Origin of the sequence: Streptomyces megasporus (assembly GCF_000718985.1) — a bacterium.
Classification (GTDB): Bacteria; Actinomycetota; Actinomycetes; order Streptomycetales; family Streptomycetaceae; genus Streptomyces; species Streptomyces megasporus.
The window spans coordinates 100,577-117,323 of record NZ_JODL01000029.1; the positions used below are offsets into that span (position 1 = coordinate 100,577).

Genomic DNA, 16,747 nt, shown 5'->3' on the forward strand with positions numbered 1-16,747 from the left:
GGGGCCGGCCCCGGTGGTGTTCCGGGCCGGCCCCCACGCCGCGGACACCCGCCGGGGCGGCGGGTGTCCGCGGCGGTCCGTCAGCGTTCGACGCCCACCGGTTCCGGCGGCTCCTCCACCGTCTCCGCCTCGGTGGCCTTCCCGGACCGGTCGCCCGGCATGACGCGGGCCAGCAGCCGGGCCGGCCGGTGCGAGCGGCCCGCGGCCAGCGGGGCGAGCACGGCGAGGACCAGCACGTAGCCCGCGATGAACGGGGAGAGCCTCGCGTCCAGGCCGGCGGTCGCGGCCATGGTGGCCAGGATGAGTGCGAACTCGCCGCGGGCGGTCAGGGTGATGGCCACATGGGCCGTCGGCTCGGGGCCGAAGCCGTACATCCGGGCGGTGAACAGGCCCGAGAGCACGTTCATCAGCACGGTGAGGGCCACCGCGGCGAGGACGGGCACCACCACCTTCGGCAGGTCGCCGGGGTCGATGGACAGGCCGAAGGCGAAGAAGAAGATCGCGGCGAAGGCGTCCCGGAGCGGGTTGACCAGTTCCCGGATCCTGTCCCCCGAGGACGTGCTGCCGAGCATCAGGCCGACCATGAAGGCGCCGATGACGTCGGCCACCCCGAACATCTCGGCTACGCCCGCCATCAGCACCGCGGCGCCGAGGAACGAGATCACCAGCAGCTCGTTGTCCTTGGTGGCGATGAGCCGTCCGATCAGGGCGGTGCCCCAACGGGCCAGGATGGCGAGCACCAGCAGGAAGCCGAACGCCTTGCCCGCCTGGCCGACCGCGGACACCGCGCTGTCGGCACCCGAGATCACCGGCTGGAGCGCGGCCAGGTAGACGGCGAGGAAGATGTCGTCGATGACGATGATGCCGAGGATGGCCTTGGTCTCGGGATTGCCTATTCGACCGAGGTCGACCAGGACTTTGGTGACGATCGCCGACGACGAGATGCCGAGCACCCCGGCGAGGACGAAGGCCTCGGAGGTGCCCCAGCCGAGGGCGAACCCGAAGACCAGACCGGCGCCCACGTTCAGCACCAGGTACACGATCCCGGCCAGGGTCAGTTTCCGGCCGCCGGCCCTGAGGTCGTCGAGGTGGAACTCCAACCCCAGGTAGAACAGCAGCAGCACCAGGCCGAGGGACGAGAGCATTCCCAGGTCGTGCGGGTCCTGCACCAGCACGAAGCCGGGGGTGTGCGGGCCGAGGAGCGCCCCGGCGAGGATGAACAGGGGAATCGTGGGGAGCCCGATCCGGGTCCCGAGCCGAGCGAGGACGGCGGCGGCGACGAAGGCGCCGCCCATGGCGAGCAGGGTGTCCGTGTGCCCCATGAGGGCGGTCACCTCCCGGGTGCGGCAGCGGGTAACGGACAGGAGCCGGGTCGGGCGGGGGTCAGCGAGTGAATGGGGTCCTCCCGTGCGTTCGGACGGCTCGGTCGGTCGATCGTCAAGAGAGGTTCAAAGGTTAGTTTACCGAACTACTTTTCTCGCTTTTATCTCACAAGCTGACATACATGCGTATTTTGATTGTGCTTGTTTTCCGCCGTCTGTCTCTTCGAGGACTCCCGGACGAGGGTGCGAAGGGCCCGGGCGTCCGAGGGAAGAGCGGTTCGGGAGGTTGCGGAACACCTCGCTCAGGGAACCCGGGAACGGACCGTCCCGCGCCCACGTGCCCTGGAGAACGTATGAGGAAGAGGACCGCACGGACCGTCCTGCCGGTCGCCCTGCTGTGCGGCACGTTCGCGCTCGCCGCCTGCGGGGAGGACGGCGGGAACAACGAACTGACCGGCGCCGCCGTCCGCACAGCCGCGGCCCAGGCCGGGGAGGCCGCCTTCGAACAGGCCGGACACCCCATCGACGGCGGCCTCGACTGCGCCGACGAGGGCAGCGGCGAGAACCTCCGCATCACCTGCGACGGAAAGACCCGGGACGGCCAGGACGCCAGGATGACCGCCACGGCCGACAGGAACCCGGAGATCAACACCGGCGACGGGGTCAGGATCGAGGGATTCGAGGTCGTCGGCACAGTGGGGAACAACCAGGTGATCAAGAAGAAGGGCTGCGTCGGCGTCGGCTGCTGACCTCCGCCCGGCCACCGCGGCACGGACGGAATCGGGTGAGGTCGGACGGAACCGGACGGGATCGGGCCGCCCCTCGCCCCGGCGTGGGCCGTTGAACCCGCCGATCGGGGGCAGACGGCACAACGACCAGTGCCGAACCGCCGGGAGGTCCACCGCCGATGGCCACACCCGCCCGCCGTACGCGCCCTCGGGGCCGCGGCCCCGCCTTCGACCTGCGGCGGACGACCCTGGGTTTCGTCCTCGCCGCGATCCTGCTGGTCTGCGCGGGGCTCGCGGTGCGCGCGGTGGCCGGGGCCGCCGAGCGGCACCCGGTCGTGGTCGTCGCCGGCTGTCTGCTCTGCGCGCCGGTGGCCGTGGCCGTCCTGCGCGGCGGACGCCGCTTCCGGGCCGCCAGGGCGGCCCGCCGGGCCGTCGGAGCCCTGACCGAGGGCGCCGAGACCGCGCTGGAGACGCTGGAGGCCACGGCGCCCCCCGCTCCCGACGACATCGCCGACACCGCCGCCTCCGGCGACACCGCCCCCGAACGGGCGGCCCCCTGGCCGGCGGACCACTACGACGCCATGGACGCGGAGGAGTTCGAGCGGGCCGTCGCCGCCCTGTGCGAACGGGACGGCTGCCGGAACGTGGAGGTCGTCGGCGGCGCCGGCGACCTCGGCGCCGACGTCCTCGCCACCGCCCCGGACGGCCGGCGCGTCGTCCTCCAGTGCAAGCGCTACGGGGAGGCCAACAAGGTCGGATCCCAGGACGTGCAGCGCTTCGGCGGGACCTGCTGGACCGTCCACGAGGCCCAGGTGGCGGCCGTGGTGACCACCAGCGGCTTCACGGCGCCGGCCGTCGAGTACGCCGAACAGTGCGGAATCCTGTGCGTCGACCGCGACGCCCTCGCGGCCTGGAGCGACGGCACCGGGCCGGCACCGTGGGCCGGCCGCGTGACCCCCGAGGTCTAGGTGACCGGGTTCCGGCTCCAGTGGTACGACGGGTACGCGGCGTCGCTGCGGACGATCTCGCGGCCCAGCGGCATCAGGGAGACGGGCACCATCTTGAAGTGGGCGATCCCGAAGGGAATGCCGATCAGGGTCAGGCAGAACCCGATGCCCGCCGTGATGTGCCCCAGAGCGAGCCAGATCCCGGCGAAGATCAGCCAGACGACGTTCCCCACCCCGGAGGCGACGCCCGCGTCACGCCGCTCGACGACCCGGTGGCCGAAGGGCCACAGGGCGTAGGCGGCGATCCGGAAGCAGGCGATGCCCCACGGGATCGTGACGATCAGCACGCAGCAGATCACGCCGGCGACCACGTACCCCAGGGCCATCCACAGCCCGGAGAAGATCAACCAGACGATGTTGAGCAGAGTCCTCACGGGCGCCTCCCCGCCATCTTCTCCAGCCGGGCGATGCGGTCGGTCATCGGCGGATGGGTGGAGAACAGTTTGGACAACCCGTCACCGGGACGGAACGGGTTGGCGATCATCATGTGGCTCGCCGTCTCCAGCCGTGGCTCGGGCGGCAGCGGGAGCCTTTTCGTTCCGGCGTCCAGCTTGTCCAGGGCGGAGGCGAGGGCGAGCGGATCACCGGTGAGCCGGGCCCCGGAGGCGTCCGCCTCGTACTCGCGGGAGCGACTGACCGCGAGCCGGATCAGGGACGCCGCGATCGGCCCCAGCAGCATGACCAGCAGCATGCCCACCAGACCGGGGCCCTCGTCGTCGTCCGACCGGCCCACCGGGATCAGCCAGGCGAAGTTCACCAGGAACATCACCACCGAGGCCAGCGCGCCCGCGATGGAGGAGACGAGGATGTCGCGGTTGTGGACGTGGCTGAGCTCGTGCCCGATGACGCCACGCAGCTCCCGCTCGTCGAGGAGCCGCAGGATGCCCTCGGTGCAGCAGACCGCCGCGTTGCGCGGGTTGCGGCCGGTGGCGAACGCGTTGGGCGCCTGGGTCGGCGAGATGTACAGGCGCGGCATGGGTTGGCGGGCCGCCGTGGACAGCTCGCGGACCATGCGGTAGAGGCCGGGCGCCTCGAACTCGCTGACCGGACGTGCCCGCATGGCGCGCAGGGCCAGCTTGTCGCTGTTCCAGTAGGCGTAGGCGTTGGTGCCGACGGCGACGACGAGCGCGACGATCAGCCCCGTACGGCCGAAGAAGCCGCCGATGACGATGATGAGTGCGGACAGCCCCCCGAGAAGCAGAGCCGTCTTCAGCCCGTTGTGCCGGCGGTGCACGGTACGCCCTCCAGGTGGTGCGGCAGGGGAACCCCTCGGTGTGGCCCTTCGTGTGCCCCTCTTGTGCTGGTGCCTCCGCCTTTTGACGGATTCGGCGGACCCTTTCCTGAAAGGTCAACGCCACGCGGAGGTGCTGGGTTCCCGGGGGCCGCCGGTCAGAGCAGCACGTCGGCGGCGAAGCGCAGGACGAGCTGGGGAACACCCGAGAGGACGACGCCCAGTGCGGCGGCCACCCCCACCGCGGCGGTGAGCGGCCCCGCGACGCGCGGCCGGGCGCCGGTCGCGCCCACCGTGCCCGGCGCCGGTTCGGCGGGGGCGCGGAAGAGCACCGCCGTCCACGCCAGGTAGTAGTACAGGGCGATCACGACGTTCACCGCCGTCACCACCGCCAGCCAGCCCAGGCCCGCCTCCACGGCCGCGGAGAAGACCACGACCTTGGCGAACAGGCCGATGATCCCCGGCGGCAGCCCGGCCAGACACAGCAGGAAGAAGGCCAGGGCGAGGGCCGCCGCGGGGTGGGCGGCGTACAGGCCGCGGTAGTCGGCGATCCGGTTGGCCGCGGCGGTGCGACCGACATGGACGACGACGCCGAAGGCGCCCAGGTTCACGACGGCGTACATCAGGGCGTAGGCGACGGTCGCGCCCACGGCCCTCCCCGGTTCGTCCGCGTACGCCGCGGCGGCGATCGGCACCAGCAGGTAGCCGGCCTGGCCCACGGAGGACCACGCCAGCAGGCGCACCGCGCCCCGCGCGCGGTCGGGGCGCTGCCGCAGGGCGCCGACGTTGCCGACGGTCATGGTGAGGGCCGCCAGCACGGCCACGACCGGGCCCCAGAGGTGGTCGTACGCCCCGAACGCCTCGACGGTGACCAGGATCAGTCCGGAGAAGCCCACCGCCTTGCCGATCACGGACAGGTAGGCGGCCACCGGCAGCGGAGCGCCGACGTACGTCTCCGGCACCCAGGAGTGGAAGGGGACGGCGGCGGTCTTGAAGGCGAAGCCGACGAGAGTGAGGACGACCCCCGTGGCGGCCAGGGTCCCCAGCCCCGGATCGACGTCGCGCAGCCCCTCGGCGACCCGGACCAGGTGCATCGAGCCGGTGGCGGCGTAGACCAGGCTCACGCCCATCAGGCTGACGGCGGTGGCGGTGATCGAGGAGAGGAAGAACTTCAGGGCCGCCTCGGAGGAGCGCCCGTCCCCGCGGCGCAGCCCGACCAGGGCGAAGGACGGCAGGGAGGCGACCTCCAGGGCCACGATCAGGGTCGCCAGGTCGCGGGCGGCGGGCAGCAGCGCGGCGCCGGCGGCGGAGGCCAGGAGCAGGAACCAGTACTCGCCCGCCGGCAGCCGCTCGTCCCGCACGGTCGTCACCGACAGCAGGACGGTCAGAGCCGCCGCGCCGAGCACCAGGAACTGGACGGCCAGGGCGAACGGGTCGGCGACGTAGGAGCAGGCCTCCGGGTCGGTGGTGAGGCAGAAGGTCGCGCGGTCGCCGGCCGCCGAGGGCAGCAGGGAGAGCGCGGCGAGCACCAGGAAGGCGCCGGCCGTCCACCCCAGCAGCGACTTGCGGCGCTCGGGCAGGAAGAGGTCGGCGACCAGGACGGCCAGGGCGCCCAGCGCGGCGAGGGTGGGCGGGGCGATCGCGAGCCAGTCGACGGACTGGACGACGTTCTCGGCGTTCCCGACGTTCCCGGCGTTCCCGACGGCCCCGGCGGTTCCCTGGACGAGCACGGTCATCGGCTGACTCCCGGCAGGAGGGTCTGCACGGCCGGTTCGGTGAGCCCGAGGAGGAGCGCGGGCCACAGTCCGGCCAGGACGGTGAGGACGACGAGCGGGGTCCAGGCGGCGAACTCGTGGGCGCGGACGTCCGGCAGGGCGAGGGTGGCGCCGGAGGTGGGCGGCCGGCCCATGCAGACCCGGCGGACGACCACGAGCAGGTAGGCGGCGGTCAGCAGGGTGCCGAAGGCGCCGACGGCCAGGTAGACCAGGTACGCGGGACGACTGAGGCCGTCGGCGGGGTGGTAGGCGCCGAGCAGGGCGAGCACCTCGCCCCAGAACCCGGCGAGCCCGGGCAGGCCCAGGGAGGCCACCGCGCCGAAGGCGAGCAGCCCGCCGAGCCGGGGGGCGCGTCCGTACAGCGCCGCGCCCCCGCCGTCCTCGCTCCCGCCGTCGAGCGCGAGCCGGTCCAGATCGGTGGTGCCGGTGCGTTCCTTGATCGCGCCGACGAGGAAGAACAGCAGGCCGGTGATCAGACCGTGGGCGACGTTCGCGAACAGCGCGCCGTTGACGCCGGCGCGGGTGAGGGTGGCGATGCCCAGCAGGACGAAGCCCATGTGGCCCACGGAGGAGTAGGCGATCAACCGCTTGAGGTCGCCGCCGTTCCCGCGCCGGGCGAGGAAGAGGCAGGCCAGCGAGCCGTAGACGATGCCCGTCACCGCGAAGGCCCCCAGGTACGGGGCGAGGGTGTGGATGCCGTCGGGCGCCATCGGCACCACGATCCGGACGAGGCCGTAGGTGCCCATCTTCAGCAGCACGCCCGCCAGCAGCACCGAGCCGACGGTCGGGGCCGCGGTGTGGGCGTCGGGGAGCCAACTGTGCAGCGGCCACATCGGCGTCTTGACGGCCAGGCCGACGCCGATGGCGAGGGCGGCCAGAAGCTGGACGGTGTGGCTCACGCCCCGGCCGTGGTTCTCGACGAGCACCGTCATGTCGAAGGTGGGGCCGCCCGGCGCGTTCAGGCCGAGCAGCAGCAGCCCGAGCAGCATCACCACCGAGCCCAGCACCGTGTAGAGGACGAACTTCCGGGCGGCGCCCTCCCGTCCCTCGCCGCCCCAGCGGGCGATGAGGAAGTACATCGGGATCAGGACCATCTCGAAGGCGAGGAAGAACAGCACCAGGTCCAGCACCGCGAAGGTCGCCAGGGTGCCGGACTCCAGGACGAGGACGAGCGCGACGAACGCCTGGGGGCGCGGACCGTCCGGCATGCGCCGGTAGGCGTGCAGCGCGCACAGGAAGGTCAGCAGCGCGGTCAGCACGACCAGCGGGAGCGAGACGCCGTCGACGCCGAGGTGGAGGCGGACGCCCAGCGCCGGGATCCAGGGGACGTCGGTCGTCGCCTGGAACGTTCCCGGGCGGTCGTGGTCGAAGCCGAGCGCCAGCAGCACGGCGGCGGCGAGGACGGCGCCGGTGACGGTGACGCCGTGGCGCAGCACGGCCTGCTCGGGGCTCTTGCCCTTCAGTCCGGGCGGGGCGGGCAGGAGGGCGGCGACCGCGCCGATCAGGGGCAGCGCGACGACGGCCACGAGGAGCAGTCGTGCCACGGTGTCGTTCAGGGGGATCACTGGTCACGCTCCGGCGGCGACGAGGGCGGCGGCCACGGCCAGGACGAGGGAGCCGGCGAGCAGGACGCCGAGGTAGGTCTGCGCGTTGCCGGTCTGGGCACGGCGCACGGCGGCGCCCAGCAGCCGGGCGGTGCCGCCCGCGCCGTTCACGTAGGTGTCGACGACCTCGCGGTCGAGGAAGCGGACGAGGCGGGCCGCGGCCCGGACGGGGCGCACGGCGACCGCCGCGTACACGGCGTCGAGGTGGAAGCCGCGGGCGGCGTGGCGGTGCAGGGGGCCGAGGAGGCGGCGGGCCGGATCGGCGGGGTCGTCGGCGGCGGCGATGTCGCCGTAGACCGCCTGGTGGGTGGCGATGGCCTCGACCTCGGAGGTCGAGAACCGCGGCACGGACGGCCCCGGCGAGGAGGGGGAGGGGGCGGCGTCCGGGTGGGCGGCGACCGCGCCCAGCGGGACGCGGGCGGCGGCCTTCGCGGTGCCGTGCCGCCAGACGGCGTGGACGGTCAGGAAGCCGGCGACGGCGAGGCCGGTGGCCAGGACGGAGGTGGTGAGGGTGGGGGCGAGGGAACCGCCGTCGAACCAGTCGGGCAGGGCGCCGTAGAGGAGTCCGGCGGCGATGGTGGGCCCGGCCAACACCCACAGCACGGTGTTCATCACGGCCGGCGGGCGTCCGAGGTCGGGCGCCTCCTCCCCGCGGCCGTGGAAGGCCAGCAGCCACAGCCGGGCGGCGTACGCGGCGGTGAGCAGGGCCGTCAGCAGCCCGGCGAGCAGGACCGTCCAGCCCGCGACGGCCGGAACGCCGGCGGCTCCGGCGACTCCGGCGGCGGGACCCGTGACGGGGCCGGTGACGGCGTGCTCGGCGGCGCCGAGGACGGCCTCCTTGGAGAAGAAGCCCGCGAAGGGCGGTACGGCGGCCAGCGCGAGCAGGGCGACGGTCATCGTCCAGTAGGCGTCCGGCACCCGCTTGGCCAGGCCGGACATCCGGGACATGGCGGCGAGGGAGTTGGTGCCGGCCGCGTGGATGAGCACGCCCGCGGCGAGGAAGAGCAGCGCCTTGAACACGCCGTGCGAGACGAGGTGGAAGACGGCGGCGCCGCGGTCGGCCACGGCCAGCGCCCCGATCATGTAGCCCAGTTGGCCGACGGTGGAGTAGGCCAGGACGCGTTTGACGTCGTCCTGGGCGAGAGCGGCGAGCGCCGAGCCGACCATGGTGACGGCGGCCACCGCGGCCAGGACGATCAGTGCCGCGGTGGAGGCGGTGAAGACGGGCAGCAGCCGGGCCACGAAATAGACGCCGGCGGCGACCATCGTGGCGGCGTGGATCAGCGCGGAGACCGGTGTCGGGCCCGCCATCGCGTCCGGCAGCCAGGTGTGCAGCGGGAACTGCGCGGACTTGCCCGCGACCCCGGCGAGCAGCAGCAGCGCGATCACGGTGGGGTGGGCGAGTTCGAAGGAGGAGAGCGGGGAGGCGAGGCGGGTGACGATGGTGCTGATGCGGAACGTGCCGGCCTCGGAGCCCAGGGCCAGGACGCCGATGAGGAACGGCACGTCGCCGAGCTTGGTGACCAGGAACGCCTTGAGGGAGGCGGCGCGGGCGGCCGGGGTCTCCCAGTAGTGGCCGACCAGGAAGTACGAGCAGATGCCCATGACCTCCCAGCCGACCAGCAGCACGATCAGGTCGTCGCTGTAGACGACCAGCAGCATCGCGGCGGTGAAGAGGGAGACCAGCGCGGCGTAGGAGGGGTAGCGCGGGTCGTCGCGCAGGTAGCCGGTGGAGTAGATCTGCACGCAGGACGCGACGACACCGACGAGAACCGCGACGAGGACGGCGAAGCCGTCGAGGTGGAAGGCCAACTCGATCGGCAGCGCGTCGTTCCCCGTGGGGGTGAGGAGGGCGGCGCCGGTCAGGGGCTCGTCGCCGCCCTGGCGGAGGGCCACGACGACGGCGAGCACGGCCGAGGTGAGGGTGGGCAGGACGGCCAGGGGGCGTGTGTAGGCGGGGAGGCGGCGGCCGAGGAGGAGCCCGGCGACGGCGCCGAGGAAGGGCAGCAGCGGGACGAGGACGGCGAGGGTCGTGGTGGTCACGCGGTGGCCTCTCCCCTGGTCGGGCGCGTGCCGCCGGCGCCGTCGGTGCCGGCTGCCACACCGGCCCCGTCACTCTCCGTGTCGGCTGTGTCGGTCGGCGCGCCGGCCCGCGCGTCGGTCGGCTCGGTCGGCTTGTCGGTCTCGGCGAGGGCACGGAGTCGGTCGATGTCGGAGGTGCCCCGATTGCGGTACACGAGCAGCACGATGGCCAGCCCGATGCCGATCTCCGCGGCGGCCACGGCGATGGTGAAGAGGGTGAGGGCCTGGCCCGCGTGGAGGGCGTCGCGGAGCCAGACGTCGAAGGCGACGAGGTTGAGGTTGACGGCGTTGAGCATCAACTCGACCGACATCAGGACGAGGATCGCGTTGCGCCGGGCGAGCACGCCGTACAGGCCGGTGCAGAACAGCAGGGCGGCGAGGACGGCGGGGTAGGCGAGGTGCATCAGCGCTCCCCTCCGTTCTCCCCGCCGGTCCGCCCGTCCTTCCGGCGCGACAGGACGATCGCGCCGACGAGCGCGGCGAGCAGCAACAGGGAGAGCGCCTCGAAGGGCAGCACCCAGTGCCGGAAGAGGATCTCCCCGGTGACGCGGGTGGTGCCCTGCGGCCCGCCGTCGTCCAGGTCGATCCAGGTGCTGTGGAAGGCGTCCACGACCACGGTGACCAGGGTGACGGCGGCGGTGACGGCGACGGCCAGGGCGACGGGACGGTTGCCGGAGTCGGCGTCCGGCGAGCGTCCCATGGGCGCCTTGGTGAGCATCAGGCCGAAGAGGAGGAGGACGACGACGGAGCCGACGTAGATCAGGACCTGCACCCAGGCGATGAACTCGGCGGAGAGCAGGAGGTACTCCACCGCGATCCCGCCGAGCGCCACCACCAGCCACAGCGCGGCGTGGACGAGCCGTCTGCTGGTGACGGAGACGATGGCGGCGCCCAGGGTGACGACGCCGACGAGGAGGAAGAGGACCTCGACGCCGGTGGGCGACAGGAAACCGGGGGTGTCGGCCGCGAGCCGCGCCGCGGCGGCGGTGCTCACGTGTCACCCTCCCGCGCCTCGGTCTCCCGTGCCTCGCGTGACTCGGCCTCCCGCTGCTGCTTCTCGGCGGCCTTGCGGGCGGCGGCGATCTCCTTGGGCTCCTCGGCCGCCGGGTCGAGCGGGGGCGGGGCCGGCACCGTCCACATCCACTCGCGCAGCCGGTCGCGCTCGTGGGTGAGGTCGCGGATGTCGGTCTCGGCGTACTCGAACTCCGGGGACCAGAACAGCGCGTCGAAGGGGCAGACCTCGACGCAGATGCCGCAGTACATGCAGAGGGCGAAGTCGATGGCGAAGCGGTCCAGCACATTGCGGCTGCGCTCGCGTCCCCCCGGGGTGGCGGGCGGCACCGTCTCCTTGTGGGAGTCGATGTAGATGCACCAGTCGGGGCACTCGCGGGCGCACAGCATGCACACCGTGCAGTTCTCCTCCAGCAGCCCGATCACCCCCCGGCTGCGCGGGGGCAGTTCGGGCTGGACGTCCGGGTAGTGCGCGGTGACCGAACGCCGGGTCATGGTGCGGAGGGTGACGGCCAGGCCCTTGGCCAGACCGCTGCCGGGGAGGGCCATTACTGGATCACCACCTTGACCACGCCCGTGAGCGCGATCTGGAGGAGGGCGAGGGGGACGAGCACGGTCCAGGCGAACCGCTGGATCTGGTCCGCGCGCAGCCGGGGGTAGCTCACCCGCAGCCAGATGACGACGAAGGCGAGGACGGCCGTCTTCAGCAGCGTCCACAGCCAGCCGAGGTCGTCGGCGAACGGGCCGTGCCAGCCGCCGAGGAACAGCACCGCCGTCAGCGCGGAGAGGACGACGATGCCCGCGTACTCGGCGAGCAGGAAGAAGGCGAAGCGCAGGCCGGTGTACTCGGTGTACGCGCCGAAGATGATCTCGGAGTCGGCGACGGGCGCGTCGAAGGGCGGGCGCTGGAGTTCGGCGAGCCCGGCGGTGAAGAAGACGAAGGCGCCGACGATCTGCCACGGCACCCACCACCACTCGAACGCCTCCAGGATGCCGGTCAGCGAGACCGTCCCGGCGGCCATGGCGACGGAGGCCGCGGCGAGCAGCAGCGGCAGCTCGTACGCCAGGAGCTGGGCGGCCGTCCGCAACGCTCCCAGCAGGGAGAACTTGTTGGCCGAGGCCCAGCCGCCCATCAGGGAGCCGAGCACGCCGACGCCCATCACGGCGAGCACGAAGAAGATCCCCGCGTCGACGGCCTGGCCGACCATGCCGTCCGGCCCGACCGGGATCGCGACCAGCACCAGCAGGTACGGGAGGAGGGCGACGACGGGCGCGAGCTGGAAGATCCGACGGTCGGCGTCCGCCGGGACGATGTCCTCCTTCTGCGCGAACTTCACTCCGTCGGCGACGAGTTGGGCCCAGCCGTGGAAGCCGCCCGCGTACATGGGGCCGACACGTCCCTGCATGTGGGCCATCACCTTGTGCTCGGTCTGGCCGACCAGCAGGGGCAGGACGAGGAAGGCGAGGAGGACGGCCAACAGCCGCCAGGCGACGTCGAGCACGTCCATCAGGCGCCGCCTCCCGTCGTCCCGTCCCGCTCGTCGCCGTTGTCGCTCTTGTCGCTCTTGTTCTCGCCGCGGTCGTCGCCCTCGGGGGCGTTGGCCACCGAGGCGCCGCCGCCCTCGGCGAGCGTCGTCCCGTCCCGCTCGTCGCGTCCGTGGACGCGGCGGGCGGCCTCGTCCGACGTCTCACCGGTCGGCGCGGGCGGCTCGGACGGCTCGGTCCCGGAGCGCTCGGTCGGTTCGGACGGCTCGGACGGCTTGAGCCAAGGGGCGTCCGTGCTGCGCCGGCCCGGTTCCCCCGCCGGCCGGCCGGCGGCCCGCTGACTGGCCGAGCCCTCCGAGGCGCTGCGCATCCGACGGGCCGGACGGCCCGGACGTGCCTCCGGGGCGCCGCCCGCCGCCCGCTGGCCGGCCGACCCCTCGCTCGCACTGCGCATCCGCCGCGGCGCGGGAGTCGCGGGCGACTCGGGGGTCTTCTCGGGCGTCTCGGGGCTCTCCGGAGCCCCGGTCCCGGCAGCGCGTTGGCTCGCCGAACCGGCGCTCGCGCTGCGCATCCGGCGCGGCCGTGTCCCCGGGCCGTCCGCCCCCGCGCGACCGCGGGCCGACCGGGCGGGCGCCGGGGGAAGCTGCCCCTTGAGCGGCCCCCACTCGTTGGGATCGGGCACGCCGGGCGGCAGCGTCTGCCGCCGCCTCGGGCCGCCCGCCCCGGACTCCCCCGGCTCCTTGGCGCCGGGCCACGCCTTGGCGACGCGGGCGGCCAGCACGAAGTCCTTCCGCAGCGGATGCCCCTCGAAACCGTCGGGGAGCAGCAGCGGCGCCGGGTTGGGGTGACCGGCGAAGACGACGCCGAACATCTCGTGCGTCTCCCGCTCGTGCCAGGCCGCCCCGGCGTACACCCCGGTGGCGGTGGGCAGCTCGGGCCTCTCGTGCGGCACGGTGGTCCGCACCAGCAGCCCGCGCACCGGTGTGCCCAGCGCGGCCAGGTGCGCGCAGACGGCGAAGCCCGCGCCCGGCTCGTCCACGGCGCTCAGCCAGTCGAAGTAGGTGCAGCCCAGCTCGTCCCGCGCGGCCGTCAGCGCCTCGATCCAGCGCTCGGCCGGCACGTCGACGGTCAGCAGCTCGTACGCCCACGAGGCGCTCGCGCCCTCGCCGAAGATCTTCTCGGCGGGCCGGGGCAGCCATCCGACGGTGGGCGGGGTCGGACCGGTCACGCGCGGCCCTCCCCCTCTGCCGTGCCCGTGCCCGAGCCCGGGGGCGGGGGCGGGGGCGGGGGCGGGGTGATCAGGTCGCTGGTCAGGGCGGCCTTCGAGGGCGTGGCCGGCGTCCGGGCGGCCGCGTGCCCGTAGCGCTCGGCCGGCGACTCGTGGGCGATCTTCTCCTGGAGCTTGAGGATGCCCTGGAGCAGCGCCTCGGGCCGCGGCGGGCAACCGGGCACGTAGACGTCGACCGGGATGATCTGGTCCACGCCCTTGGTGACGGAGTAGGAGTCCCAGTAGGGGCCGCCGCAGTTGGAGCAGGCGCCGAAGGAGATCACGTACTTCGGCTCGGGCATCTGCTCGTAGAGCCGCTTGACCGCGGGGGCCATCTTGTCGGTGACCGTGCCCGAGACGACCATCAGATCGGCCTGGCGCGGTCCCGGCGCGAAGGGGATGACGCCGAGGCGGATGAAGTCGTGGCGGGACATCGACGCGGCGATGAACTCGATCGCGCAGCAGGCGAGCCCGAAGTTGAAGACCCACAGGCTGTAGCGGCGGCCCCAGTTCAGGACCACCTTCATCGGTTCCGGGGCCAGCCGGGCCAGCCCGCCCAGCCGGCGGGGCTCCGGCAGGTCCACGGGCGACGGGTCGGTGGGCCGTTCGGTGCGGGGGGTCACGTCCATGCCAGGACGCCCTTCTTCCATGCGTAGAGCAGTCCCACGGCCAGGAAGCCGAGGAAGACGAACATCTCCACCAGTGTCACCCCGCCGAAACCGGGTGCGGCGAAGACCGTCGCCCAGGGGAAGAGGAAGATCGAGTCGACGGCGAACACCACGTAGAGGAAGGCGTACACGTAGTAGCGGACCTGGGTGTGCGCCCAACCCTCGCCGACGGGGTCGACCCCGCACTCGTACGTCAGCAGCTTCTCCGGTGTCGGCACCACCGGTCGCAGCAGCCGTCCGGCCCCGAAGGCCACGGTCACGAAGAGCACCCCGACGACCGCGACCAGCCCGACGACCGCGTAGCCGTGGAAGTAGTCCGGCACGTCCGTCCCTCGCTCGGTGGTGTTCGCATCAGTACAGCTCAGTACAGCGCTCCGTCGGAAGGCGAGTCTAGGCCCTGTGCCGGCGACGGGACCCGCCCCGTTCGCGGTTCCCGACGGGGTGGGGACGTCCCCACCCCTCCTCCGCCCGCGCACCCCATGGCGGCGCGTCCGCCGCCCACGGCAGTCTTGGCGCATGACCGTGAGCCCTCCGACCCCCGGCCGCACCCGGCACGACGGCCCCGAAAGCGGTGACCCCGAGAGCGACGGCGGTGACCGGCTGCCCCCGCTGCGCCCGCCTCTCACCGCGTCGACCGTGAAGGAGGTCACGCACCTCCTGCTCAACCTGCCGATGGACCTCGTCGGCTTCACGTACGTCTGCGTGTGGGTGTTCTGCGGCCTGCCGCTGTCGGTCACGGTGGTCGGGCTGCCCATGCTGGCGCTCGGCCTGGTGGGCTGCCGCTGGTTCGGCCGGCTGGAGCGGGCCCGCGCGCGGGTGCTGTTGGGGGTGCGGATCGAGGAGCCGACCCCGATCCGGCACCGGACGCACGGCGGGTTCTTCCCCTGGCTGTGGACGAGCCTGAAGGACCCGGTCGGCTGGCGGCACGCCCTCTACTCCTTCATCCGCCTCCCGTGGGGCGTCACCACCTTCACCCTCGCCTTCGTCTCCCTCTTCGTCGCCTGGCCCGTCCTGCCGTGGCTGGCCCGCGGGTTGACGCACGTGGACCGGGCGATGGTCCGCGGCCTGCTGTCGCCGTCGGACGAGTTGGAGCGGCGCATCGCCCGGCTGGAGTCGGGTCGGCGGGTGGTCACCGACACCGCCTCCGCCGACCTGCGCCGCATCGAACGCGACCTCCACGACGGCGCCCAGGCCCGCCTCGTCGCCCCCGCGGCCTCGGCCCCGCCCTGTCCACCCTCGCCGCCCGCTGCACCGTCCCCGTCACCGTCACCGTCGACCTCCCCACCCGCCCCGCCCCCGCCATCGAAGGCATCGCCTACTTCACCGCCTCCGAACTCCTCCAGAACATCAGCAAACACAGCCACGCCACCACCGCCACCCTCGACATCTGGCGCACCCCCCACCGCCTCCTGCTCCAGATCACCGACAACGGCCACGGCGGCGCCACCACCACCACCGGCACCGGACTCGCCGGCCTCACCGAACGCCTCGACTCCGTCGACGGCCTCCTCCTCATCGACTCCCCCACCGGCGGACCCACCACCATCACCGCCGAACTCCCCTGGCGCGACCACACCCCCTGAACACCCCCCAATACCAACCCCTCGACCGGGGGTGGGGAAAACCCCCGATCCGGAACGCCGACACGCTCCATGGCCCGCTCACCCGCCGCGGTCGACCCTGGTGTACGGGCCGCCGACCGCACGACGGCCCGGTCCCCGCCGGACACCGCGACCGAAAGAACCGAGAGATCGGAAGGCCCATGACCGCCGCCCACACCTCCCCGGCGCTCCGCCGGCCCCGTGTTCCCGCGGTGCTGCGCGTCCCCTTCGAGGGTTCCGCCTGGCGGGAGTTCCTCCACGTCCTGATCGGTCTGCCGCTCGCCTGCGTCACCTTCGCCCTCGCCACCGCCCTGACCGCGGCCGGCATCGGGCTGTCGGTCACCTTCCTCGGCGTGCCGCTGCTGGCCCTGACCCTGGCCGGCGCGCGGGGCGTCGGCGCGGTGGAACGCGCCCGCGCCCGGGCCCTGCTGGGGGTGGAGGTCGACGATCCGGAACCGGTCCACGCCGAGCGGCGCGGCGGCGGCGCGATGGCGTGGGTGTGGGCGCTGCTGCGGAGCGGAACGTCCTGGCGGCACCTGTTGTACGCGTTCCTCCACTTCCCGTGGGCGGTGTTCGCCTTCTGCGTCGCGCTGCCGTTCTGGACGCTGGGCTGGGGGATGCTGACGTACCCGCTGTGGTTCTGGGTCTTCCCCGCCCACACCGACCAGCCGGGCCTTCAGATGTACGGGGACGGGAACGGCAACGGCTGGTACCTGGACAGCCCCCCGGAGGTCGCCGCCGCCTCCGCCACCGGCCTGGTGCTCGTCCTGGTCGCGCCGTGGCTGGTGCGCGGGTTGACGCACGTGGACCGCGCGATGGTCCGCGGCCTGCTCGGCCCGTCCCGGCTGACCGCCCGGATGCGGGAGTTGGAGTCGGGTCGGCGGGTGGTCACCGACACCGCCTCCGCCGACCTGCGCCGCATCGAACGCGACCTCCACGACGGCGCCCAGGCCCGCCTCGTCGCCC

16 protein-coding genes and 1 pseudogene are annotated in these 16,747 nt (G+C 73.2%); 4 read left to right on the forward strand and 13 right to left on the reverse strand.

What is annotated here, in order from left to right; genetic code table 11:
• Positions 1 to 80 precede the first annotated feature (80 nt).
• Positions 81 to 1,295, reverse strand: a complete 1,215-nt coding sequence (locus tag IF47_RS0122100; RefSeq protein WP_031510660.1) for a cation:proton antiporter — start codon at positions 1,293 to 1,295, stop codon at positions 81 to 83.
• 380 nt (positions 1,296 to 1,675) lie between these two features.
• On the opposite strand from IF47_RS0122100, the gene IF47_RS0122105 reads away from it, so the two are divergent.
• Positions 1,676 to 2,071: a hypothetical protein gene (locus IF47_RS0122105; RefSeq protein ID WP_031510661.1), complete on the forward strand. Its 396-nt coding sequence runs from the start codon at positions 1,676 to 1,678 to the stop codon at positions 2,069 to 2,071.
• Between the two features lie 158 nt (positions 2,072 to 2,229).
• A complete protein-coding gene (locus tag IF47_RS0122110) occupies positions 2,230 to 3,018 on the forward strand; it encodes a restriction endonuclease (RefSeq protein WP_031510662.1) in 789 nt (262 codons plus the stop codon).
• On the opposite strand, the gene IF47_RS0122115 is transcribed toward IF47_RS0122110, so the two are convergent.
• The 12 genes from IF47_RS0122115 to IF47_RS0122170 form a co-directional block, all read right to left on the reverse strand.
• Entirely contained in the window at positions 3,015 to 3,431 is a 417-nt protein-coding gene (locus IF47_RS0122115; RefSeq protein WP_031510663.1) for a YccF domain-containing protein, read from the reverse strand. The genes IF47_RS0122110 and IF47_RS0122115 overlap by 4 nt on opposite strands.
• Positions 3,428 to 4,291, reverse strand: coding sequence for a zinc metalloprotease HtpX (htpX, locus tag IF47_RS0122120; protein WP_031510664.1), 864 nt, complete (start codon positions 4,289 to 4,291; stop codon positions 3,428 to 3,430). Before htpX ends, IF47_RS0122115 begins: the two co-directional genes overlap by 4 nt.
• 155 nt (positions 4,292 to 4,446) lie before the next feature.
• On the reverse strand, positions 4,447 to 6,024 hold the full coding sequence (locus IF47_RS0122125) for an NADH-quinone oxidoreductase subunit N (protein ID WP_031510665.1): 1,578 nt from the start codon (positions 6,022 to 6,024) through the stop codon (positions 4,447 to 4,449).
• Positions 6,021 to 7,628 carry a complex I subunit 4 family protein gene (locus tag IF47_RS0122130; protein WP_031510666.1) on the reverse strand — a complete coding sequence of 536 codons (1,608 nt, stop codon included), beginning with the start codon at positions 7,626 to 7,628 and terminating at the stop codon, positions 6,021 to 6,023. Before IF47_RS0122130 ends, IF47_RS0122125 begins: the two co-directional genes overlap by 4 nt.
• Positions 7,629 to 7,631: 3 nt before the next feature.
• Positions 7,632 to 9,710, reverse strand: coding sequence for an NADH-quinone oxidoreductase subunit 5 family protein (locus tag IF47_RS0122135; protein ID WP_031510668.1), 2,079 nt, complete (start codon positions 9,708 to 9,710; stop codon positions 7,632 to 7,634).
• The gene (gene nuoK / locus IF47_RS0122140; protein WP_031510669.1) at positions 9,707 to 10,153 is read right to left on the reverse strand and encodes an NADH-quinone oxidoreductase subunit NuoK; all 447 of its coding nucleotides are present in this window, start codon (positions 10,151 to 10,153) and stop codon (positions 9,707 to 9,709) included. The genes IF47_RS0122135 and nuoK overlap by 4 nt, the downstream gene beginning before the upstream one ends.
• Entirely contained in the window at positions 10,153 to 10,743 is a 591-nt protein-coding gene (locus IF47_RS0122145) for an NADH-quinone oxidoreductase subunit J family protein (RefSeq protein WP_031510671.1), read from the reverse strand. Before IF47_RS0122145 ends, nuoK begins: the two co-directional genes overlap by 1 nt.
• Complete coding sequence (locus tag IF47_RS0122150) at positions 10,740 to 11,309, reverse strand: NuoI/complex I 23 kDa subunit family protein (protein WP_031510672.1); 570 nt, start codon at positions 11,307 to 11,309, stop codon at positions 10,740 to 10,742. The genes IF47_RS0122145 and IF47_RS0122150 overlap by 4 nt, the downstream gene beginning before the upstream one ends.
• Positions 11,309 to 12,271, reverse strand: a complete 963-nt coding sequence (locus IF47_RS0122155; protein WP_031510673.1) for a complex I subunit 1/NuoH family protein — start codon at positions 12,269 to 12,271, stop codon at positions 11,309 to 11,311. The genes IF47_RS0122150 and IF47_RS0122155 overlap by 1 nt, the downstream gene beginning before the upstream one ends.
• Complete coding sequence (locus tag IF47_RS0122160) at positions 12,268 to 13,473, reverse strand: NADH-quinone oxidoreductase subunit C (protein WP_051718063.1); 1,206 nt, start codon at positions 13,471 to 13,473, stop codon at positions 12,268 to 12,270. Before IF47_RS0122160 ends, IF47_RS0122155 begins: the two co-directional genes overlap by 4 nt.
• The gene (locus tag IF47_RS0122165) at positions 13,470 to 14,141 is read right to left on the reverse strand and encodes an NADH-quinone oxidoreductase subunit B (RefSeq protein ID WP_031510675.1); all 672 of its coding nucleotides are present in this window, start codon (positions 14,139 to 14,141) and stop codon (positions 13,470 to 13,472) included. Before IF47_RS0122165 ends, IF47_RS0122160 begins: the two co-directional genes overlap by 4 nt.
• On the reverse strand, positions 14,132 to 14,503 hold the full coding sequence (locus IF47_RS0122170; protein WP_031510676.1) for an NADH-quinone oxidoreductase subunit A: 372 nt from the start codon (positions 14,501 to 14,503) through the stop codon (positions 14,132 to 14,134). Before IF47_RS0122170 ends, IF47_RS0122165 begins: the two co-directional genes overlap by 10 nt.
• Positions 14,504 to 14,696: 193 nt before the next feature.
• Between IF47_RS0122170 and IF47_RS29710 the strand changes: the two are divergent.
• Together IF47_RS29710 and IF47_RS0122185 are read left to right on the forward strand one after the other, a co-directional pair.
• Positions 14,697 to 15,763: pseudogene (locus IF47_RS29710) on the forward strand (sensor histidine kinase).
• 179 nt (positions 15,764 to 15,942) lie between these two features.
• Positions 15,943 to 16,747, forward strand: an 805-nt coding sequence (locus IF47_RS0122185; RefSeq protein WP_037733114.1) for a sensor domain-containing protein, incomplete at its 3' end; no start/stop codon positions are given.